We start from the raw sequence: 7,647 nt of genomic DNA, 5'->3' as shown, positions 1-7,647 counted from the left end.
GCCTGAACCGTCCGCGGGCCCGGCGTCGCCCGCAGGCGCCACGACGTCCACGAACCCCCCGCCGTCGGCACGCCCCTCGTCCGCCAGCCGGTCGAGGCTGCCGTCCGCGGTGGGAACCCATGAGGTGGTGGCGGGCGAGAGGGGCGGCCAGTCGTCGAGGTCCCGCCATGCGTCCTCGCCGCCGACGTGCACGCGCACGCGCGTGGGGCGCAGCCCCGAGGGATCGCCGCACAGGTGCGCCCGCAGCCAGGCCAGGCTTTCGGCGAAGACCTCGGGCCAGCCCTGCTGCATGGCGGAGGTATGGGTCCAGGGGCCGACGAGCAGGGCGGTGTCGCATCCGGCCTGCCGCAGCCGGGCGTACTGGTCGAAGGTCTGGTCGACCAGGGCGTCGTACCGTCCGGAGATCAGGCTCGTAGGGACGCTCAGACCCTCGGCCGCCCGTGCCAGGGACGCGCCGTCCCAGTACGGGTCGCCTCCGTCCGGGTGCGTCATCACGTCGTCCAGCCACGGCACGTCCCCGAGAGCGGACGCGTACGCCCCGCGCAGCGGCCGCGCGGTGACGATGTCGCGCATACGGCGCTGGAGGCGCAGCGTCGCCCGGGCGAACGGCCCGATCCCCCGATTCTGGTAGGCCATCCCCAGGCCGACGAGCAGCGCGTTCTCCAGCCGGAGGGCGCCGTCCGCGTAGAACAGGGCGTACGGGTCGTGCAGCCCCACCTGTACCACCATGGCCTTCAGTTCCGGCGGCGGGTCCAGGGCGAGCGCCCACTGCACGTACCCCAGATAGCTGGGGCCGACCGTCCCCAGCGTCCCGTCGAACCAGGGCCGCCCGCGCAGCCAGGACACCGTGGCCAGGCCGTCGGCGGCCTCGTGGCGCCACAGATCGAACGCACCGCCAGAGCCGCCGGTGCCGCGGCAGCTCTGGAGGACCACGTGGAACCCCTGCTCGGCGAAGAGCATGCCGTACATGGGGGACCAGGGCAGGCCCCTGCCGTACGGCGAACGCACCAGGAGAGTGGGGAAGTCGCCGGGCGTCCGGGGGAAGTAGTGGTCGGTGACCAGCGGACTGCCGTCGGCGGCCGGCACCACCAGCCCGGGCTCCCATCCGACGTCGTGCCGCTTGTCCGGCAGCCCGCGCCAGATCGCCCTCATCATCCGCGAGGACAGCGGCGGCTTCCGGCCGGGCGGTGTCCAGGCGGGCCTTGCCGCAGCGTCGTCGTTGCGTGATGCCATGGTTCCCCTCCTCTATTCTCGTACGACGTACGAGAATAGAGGATGCTTGGATGGCGACCACCACCACGGCGACCCACAAGGACAGGAGCACGGAGACGGTGACGCGTGACGGCGGCGGGTCCGGGACCCCGGGCACCGACCCTCGACAGCTGTGGCTGAGCCCCGATCGGCCCCGCAGGGGCCGCAGGCCGGGTTTCAGCCGCGAGGCGATCACGGCGGCCGCCGTGGCCCTGGCCGACGCGGAAGGGCTCGAAGCGGTCACCATGCGGCGGGTCGCCGCACAGGTCGGAGCCGGAGCCATGTCGCTCTACAGCTACGCCCCCGACAAGGAAACGCTGCTGGAGCTGATGGTCGACCACGTCAGCGGCGAACTGCCAGCGTCGGGCCCTCTCACCGGCGACTGGCGCGCCGACCTGAAGACCATCGCCCACCGCCAGCGCGACCTGATGCTCCGCCACCCCTGGCTGCCCGCCGCTCTCTCCACCCGCCGCAGCCCCGGCCCCCACACGCTGGCCTTCCTGGAACACGCCCTCGCCGCCTTGCGCCCCACCGGTCTGGACGGCGCGGCGAAGCTGGAGGTCTTCGCCCAGCTCACCGCGTTCGTCGCCGGGCACGTCACCTACGAGATCACGCAGGCGGCAGCGGCCAGGTCCCCCGACCGGGCCGCGGCGGAAGCCCGTTACCTCGCCACCGTCGCCGCGGACGGGCACCACCCGGAACTCGCCGAAGCCCTCGCGGCCCCCGCACGCGCCGTGACCCCCGAAGCCACCTTCACCCGCTTCCTCAACCGCCTGATCGACGGCCTCGGCACCGACTGATCCCGCCGGCTGCGGGGCGGGAGAGCCAGGGTCAGCTGCGGGGCAGGAGGAGCCGGGAGAGCGCGGCGGTGGCGAGGAGGAGCGCGGCGACGGTGAGCAGACCGATGCGCATGCCCGGGAGGGAGAAGTCCCCGCCGGGGCCGGCGAGCAGACTGCCGAACAGGGCGACGGACAGCGCACCGCCGGTCTGGCGAAGGGAGTTGAGCAGCCCGGACGCGGTCCCCGCGCGCTCCTGCGGGACGGCGTCCATCAGCAGCGCGGTCAGCGCGGGCACCGCGAGCGCCCCGCCGACGCTCAACGGCAGCAGCAGGACGAGCACCAGCCATATCGGGGTGTGCGCGGCCAGCGGCAGCATGGCCAGCATCGCTCCGGTGAAGATCAGCTGCCCGGCGACGATCACCGGCCGCCGCCCGATCCGCTCCGCCAGCCGCGGCGACACCAGGTTGGTCGCCGTCACCACCGCCGACATCGGCACGAACATCAGCCCCGCCGCGATCGCCGACATTCCGCGCAGCTGCTGGTAGTACAGCCCGAGCAGGAAGATCCCGCCGTAGAAGGCGGCGTTGACGGCGAAACCGCCCGCGAGCGGGACGGCCACCCGGCGGTCCCTCAGCATGCCCAGCGGGACCATGGGCTGGCGGTGCCGGGACTCCACCACGCGGAAGGCGTACCCGGAGGCGAGGGCGAGCGCGGCGGCGGCCAGCACGGGGCCGCTGGTCCAGCCGAGGTGGCCGCCCTCGATCACCGCGAAGGCCAGCCCGGCCAGGGCCAGTACGGCGGTGAGCTGACCGCCGCCGTCCAGTGCGGCGGGCCGGCGCGGGGAGCGCGGCACCCGGACCAGCAGGCCCAGGATCACCGCGCCCACCGGGAGGTTGAGCAGGAAGACCGCCCGCCAGCCGGACGAGTCGGTGAGCAGCCCGCCCAGCACCGGGCCCGCGGCCATCGCCACCGAGCCGCCGACCGTCCACAGCGCGATGGCGCGGGCACGCGCCCGGGCGTCCTCGTAGGCCTGCCGGATCAGCGCCAGCGAGGCCGGCATCACGATCGCGGCGGCGGCGCCCTGCGCCACGCGTGCGCCGACCAGCACGCCGATGCCGGGCGCGAGCGCGCAGGCGAGCGAGGCGAGGGTGAACAAGGCGACGCCCCATGCGTAGGCGCGGCGGGCGCCGATGCGGTCGGCGAGGGCGCCCGCGGAGAGCATCAGGGCCGCGAACATCAGGGTGTACGCGTCGACCACCCACTGAAGCCCGGCCATCCCGCCGCTGAGGGAGTCCCGGATCGCGGGCAGCGCGATGTTCACCGCCGAGACGTCGATGGTGATCACGGTGAAGCCGAGCAGCGAAGCGACCAGCGCGACGCCGCTGCGCCGCGGGGCGGGCGCCGACGGCTCGGACCCGTGCCCGGGGCTGGAGACGGTGGTGGCGGACGGGGACGGGGACGAGGACGGGGACGGGGATGCGGACGGGGTCGGGGCGGGGGTGGCCGGCATGGTGAACTCCTGGACGGCTGAACAGAGATGACCGGGCGGGCGGCCGCAGGCCACCGGGGCCGCGGACCGGTGTCGCGCACCCCCTGGGCCCAGGCGGACGGGCCGCCCGCTCCGGCGGATCAACTCTCCGCCCGCGCGCGACCCGCCCGGAAGACCGCGCTGTGCCCGGGGTGCGGCGTTCCAGGCCCTGACACGGCCCCCCACGCTCCTTGACCGCCTGCGACAATGGCCGAATGGCAGCAGCGGATACGAGGGGCACGGAGCTCGGCCGATACCTGAAGGCCCGCAGGGCGCAGGTGCGCCCGGAGGACGTCGGTCTCCCGGCCGGCGCGGGCCTGCGCCGCACTCCCGGACTGCGCCGTGAGGAGCTGGCCGCGCTGGCCGGAGTGAGCGTCGACTACTACATCCGCCTGGAGCGCGGCCGGGAGACCAACCCTTCCCCCGCCGTCGTGGACGCCCTCGGCCGTGCCCTGCGGCTGCGCGGCGACGGTTACGAACGCCTGCACGAGCTCGCGGAACTGGCCTCCGGCCGGCCCTCCGAACTGCCGGCCTGCTCGGACCACACCGTCCGTGACTCGGTCCTGCGGATGCTGGAGTCGGTGCGCCCGCTGCCCGCCTACGTGGTGAGCCGCTTCAACCGCGTACTGGCCGCGAACCCGCCCGGCCGACGGCTGATGCCCGGTCTCTGGGACTGGCCGGAGGACCAGCGCAACCTGACCCGCTACCTGTTCCTCCACCCGGTCGGCCGGACGCTCTACGAGCCGTGGGAGGAGACCGTCGCCCTCTCGGTGGCGCATCTGCGGGCGGTCGCCGGGGCCGATCCGGACGATCCCGAGCTGACCGCGCTCGTGGGCGAACTGATGCTGAAGTCACCGAAGTTCGCGCAGCTCTGGGAGCGGTACGACGTCTGCGAACGCGGCGGCGGGCAGAAGTGCTTCCGGCACCCGAAGGTCGGCCCGATGACCCTGACCTACGAGGTCATGCGACTGGCCCGGACGGGCGGCCAGCGCATGGTGGTCTACCAGGCGGCCCCCGGCACCCCGGACGAGGCGGCCATGCTCCGCCTGGAACCGGCGGACACCCACCCGAAGCCGCCGCACTCCGGCCGGCAACTGATCACCGACGGTCATCACTGACCGCTGGTGCCGCCGGTGATCAGGACGGTCTCGTCGGTGCAGCGGCTCAAGTGAGCGCTCCGCGAACCCAGTCGGCGGTGGTGGGCAGCCAGTCGGCCCGGGCATTGCCGAGGAGGTGATCGCCGTGCGGGACGAACAGGTACTCGCCGTGCGGCGCCAGGCGGGCCAGCGGCTCCCCGTTGGTCACGCCGGGGATGACGTCGCGGCCGCCGTCCACCACCAGGAGCGGGCAGGCGATACGCGGTGCCGGCGTGGACAGGTCGACGCGGCGGGCGAAGTCGCGGGCCGCCTCGGGTCCTCCGGCCCGCCGGGTGAGGATGTCCCGCACCAAGGGCGGGGCGGTGTCCCAGTCGAGGCGGAAGGGACCGCTCACGGTGGCGGCAGCGGCCACGCGAGGTTCGTGGGCGGCGCTTTCCGCGACGTAGTAACCACCCAGGCTGAGCCCGATGAGCCCGACCCGGTCGACCCCGAGCGCGTCGATGACCTGGCCGATCACCTGGTGGTAGTCCGGCCGCACCGTGGTGGTGGCCGCGAGTACGCCCTGGCCGGGCCCGTCCATCGTGAACACCGCCACGCCCCTGCGCAGCAGGGCCGAGGTGACGGTGTGGAACTCCTCTTTACCGGAGTCCAGGCCGGGGACGACGACCACGGTGGCCGGCGCGTCGGCGGGGCCGCGCAGCCAGCCGGTGAAGGCCGGCCCCTCGACCCTGCGGGCACCGGGCTCCAGGAGGGCCAGCGCGCAGCCCATGGCGCGGTCCGCCTCCGTGGCGGCCGGGGACTGGTCCCCGTGCGGGGCGAGCGTGGCGATGTGGAACCAGCGTGCCGCCACCTGATAGTGCTCGCCCGCCGACCGGGGTGAGGCGGCCTGCTTCGCTCGGGCGACGTGCTGCTGCGCAGTCCGGATGAATGCCTCGCCCCACCCGTCGACGGAGACGAGTCCACCGGTGACGCGCTCGTACTCGTGCGGGTCGAGCCCGGCCCCGGTGGCGCGCGTCCTCTGGGCGGCGGCGAATTCGGCGGCGCTCATCGCACGCTTCCCGTGGTGAGGACGGCCTTGCCCCGAATACGGCGTTCCCGCAGGTCGACCAGTGTCCGCGCGGTCTGTTCCCAGTCGGCGACGCGGCCGATCTCCGGATGGAGCCGCCCGCCGTTCACCAGGCGCACCAGAGTGGTGAGGTCGGGGCCGTAGGGCGCGCCGGCGTAGTGGAAGTGGCGGATCGTGGCCCCCTCGCAACCGGCGAGGAGGTCGAAGAAGTCGAGAGTCACCGGAGTGCGGCCGGCCTGGCCGAACCAGATCAGCGTGCCGCCCGGTGCCAGCTTCGACAGAGCGGCCGGCAGATCGGCGCCGCCGGTGGATTCCAGCACCACGTCGAACGGCCCCTGAGCCTCGGTCACCTCGTGCACGACCGCCGCCGCCCCCAGCTCGAGCAGCCGCTCGCCGCGTGACGGCGTGGCGGTCACCACGCTGACCTCCGCTCCTGCGGCCGCTGCCAGTTCGGTGAAGTAGTGGCCGACACCGCCCGACGCACCGGTCAGCAGGATCCGCCGCCCCGTCACGCCGCCGGCCGTACGAAGGAGCCGAAGTGCGGTGATCCCCGCCAGCGGCAGGGCTGCGGCCTGAACGGCGCCGATGCCATCGGGCAGCACCGCGAGCGAGTGAGTGGGCACCGCCGCGTACTCCGCCCAGCCGCCCTGCGGCGGGTGCCCCACCACTCGGGCGCCGATCTGCGGGCCGGAGCCGTCGGCCGCAGCCTGCACCACCAGGCCGGCGACATCCTTGCCGGGAAGCAGCCCCGGCCGCGGCCGCTCCAGGAGGAACGTCTCGCCCCGGTTCGGCGCGAACGCCTCGACCCTGATCAATGCCTCGTCCGGCTGCGGGACGGGCTGGACGTCCTCCGCGAACGCGACCGGACGCGCCGGATTCCCCGTGGGGATCAGTCTCTGCATGCGATGCATGAAACGGGCGGCGACGCCGGGCAATCCAACAAGAGAACGGAAACGCCCACAACCGTTGGCTGTCACCTATGGTGAAAGGCGTGGATCTCGACTTGGCGCACGTCCGCGCCTTTGTGCTCGCCGCACAGGAGCTGCACTTCGGACGGGCGGCCGCGGCACTGTCGATCTCACAGCAGGGGCTGTCCAAACGGATCGCGCGGCTGGAGTCCCAGCTCGGCACCGAGCTGTTCCGGCGCAGTGGCCAAGGGGTGCAGCTCACCGAGGTCGGACGTCGTTTCCTGGGACCGGCCCGGCAGACGCTGGCCGCCGCTGACCAGGCCCTGGCCGCGGTCCGGGAGGAGCACCGTCCGCTACGGGTTGACGTGTGGGGCCACCTGTACGCGCCGATGCGGGCACTTGCCCAGGTGGCGACGCGGACCGGCGAGCTCTCTCTGGAACTTGGACACGGCCGCGATCTGCCGTCGGTGGCGGCCGCCCTGCTGCACGGCGACATCGACGCGGGCTTCGGGCGGGTACATCCGCCACTGCCGACCGGACTGACGCACCGTCTGGTGCGCCTCGAGCCGGTGGACGTCGTCCTCGGCGAGGGCCATCCGCTCGCGGCCGAGCCCGCGCTGCGGCCCGAACAGCTGCGGGACAGTGTGCTGTGGACTCCCGGGGCGCTGGACCGGCTCGACTTCCTGCGCCGCTTCGCCGAACAGTTCGGCATCCGAGACCACGCCGAGGGCCCCAATCTGGGCCTTGACCACTTCCTCGCCGCCATGCTCTCGGACGCACGGCGCTTCTCGCTGCTCCCGGCCGACGTACCGCTTCCCCGGTTGCCCGGGGCCCGTTCCGTCCCGCTGGTGAATCCCACACCGCTGTACGCCTGGTCACTGCTGTGGCGCGACACCGGCGGGCATCCACTGCTGCGTGACCTGCTGACCGCCTTCATGACAGAGGCCGGCCGCAACCGCTGGCTGGAGTACGACCCGGCCCACGACTGGCTGCCCGAGCCCCACGCCACCACCTAGGG

Annotated in this window: 7 protein-coding genes; 3 read left to right on the top strand and 4 right to left on the bottom strand. The window is 73.6% G+C overall.

Annotated features, from left to right (window positions below; translation table 11 throughout):
• On the bottom strand, positions 1–1,152 hold a 1,152-nt coding region (locus GTY47_RS10745), incomplete at its 3' end, for a CocE/NonD family hydrolase (protein ID WP_199784617.1).
• A gap of 179 nt (positions 1,153–1,331) precedes the next feature.
• On the opposite strand from GTY47_RS10745, the gene GTY47_RS10740 reads away from it, so the two are divergent.
• Positions 1,332–2,051: a TetR/AcrR family transcriptional regulator C-terminal domain-containing protein gene (locus tag GTY47_RS10740; protein ID WP_029180871.1), complete on the top strand. Its 720-nt coding sequence runs from the start codon at positions 1,332–1,334 to the stop codon at positions 2,049–2,051.
• A 31-nt stretch (positions 2,052–2,082) separates the two neighbouring features.
• Here GTY47_RS10740 and GTY47_RS10735 read toward each other — a convergent pair whose 3' ends face one another.
• The gene (locus GTY47_RS10735) at positions 2,083–3,540 is read right to left on the bottom strand and encodes an MFS transporter (protein WP_010035514.1); all 1,458 of its coding nucleotides are present in this window, start codon (positions 3,538–3,540) and stop codon (positions 2,083–2,085) included.
• Between the two features lie 233 nt (positions 3,541–3,773).
• Between GTY47_RS10735 and GTY47_RS10730 the strand changes: the two genes are divergently transcribed.
• The gene (locus tag GTY47_RS10730; protein WP_050810182.1) at positions 3,774–4,676 is read left to right on the top strand and encodes a helix-turn-helix domain-containing protein; all 903 of its coding nucleotides are present in this window, start codon (positions 3,774–3,776) and stop codon (positions 4,674–4,676) included.
• 46 nt (positions 4,677–4,722) lie between these two features.
• Here GTY47_RS10730 and GTY47_RS10725 read toward each other — a convergent pair whose 3' ends face one another.
• Positions 4,723–5,703 (bottom strand): alpha/beta fold hydrolase, encoded by a 981-nt coding sequence (locus GTY47_RS10725; RefSeq protein ID WP_010035511.1) that lies wholly within the window; start codon positions 5,701–5,703, stop codon positions 4,723–4,725.
• Positions 5,700–6,623: a zinc-binding dehydrogenase gene (locus GTY47_RS10720; RefSeq protein ID WP_010035510.1), complete on the bottom strand. Its 924-nt coding sequence runs from the start codon at positions 6,621–6,623 to the stop codon at positions 5,700–5,702. Before GTY47_RS10720 ends, GTY47_RS10725 begins: the two co-directional genes overlap by 4 nt.
• Positions 6,624–6,712: 89 nt before the next feature.
• On the opposite strand from GTY47_RS10720, the gene GTY47_RS10715 reads away from it, so the two are divergent.
• Positions 6,713–7,645 carry a LysR family transcriptional regulator gene (locus GTY47_RS10715; protein WP_010035509.1) on the top strand — a complete coding sequence of 311 codons (933 nt, stop codon included), beginning with the start codon at positions 6,713–6,715 and terminating at the stop codon, positions 7,643–7,645.
• Positions 7,646–7,647 lie beyond the last annotated feature (2 nt).

Source organism: Streptomyces sp. SID5464, from assembly GCF_009862985.1.
Classification (GTDB): Bacteria; Actinomycetota; Actinomycetes; order Streptomycetales; family Streptomycetaceae; genus Streptomyces; species Streptomyces chartreusis_D.
Note: the sequence above shows the minus strand (reverse complement) of the source record. Positions and strands in the feature narration are given on the sequence as shown.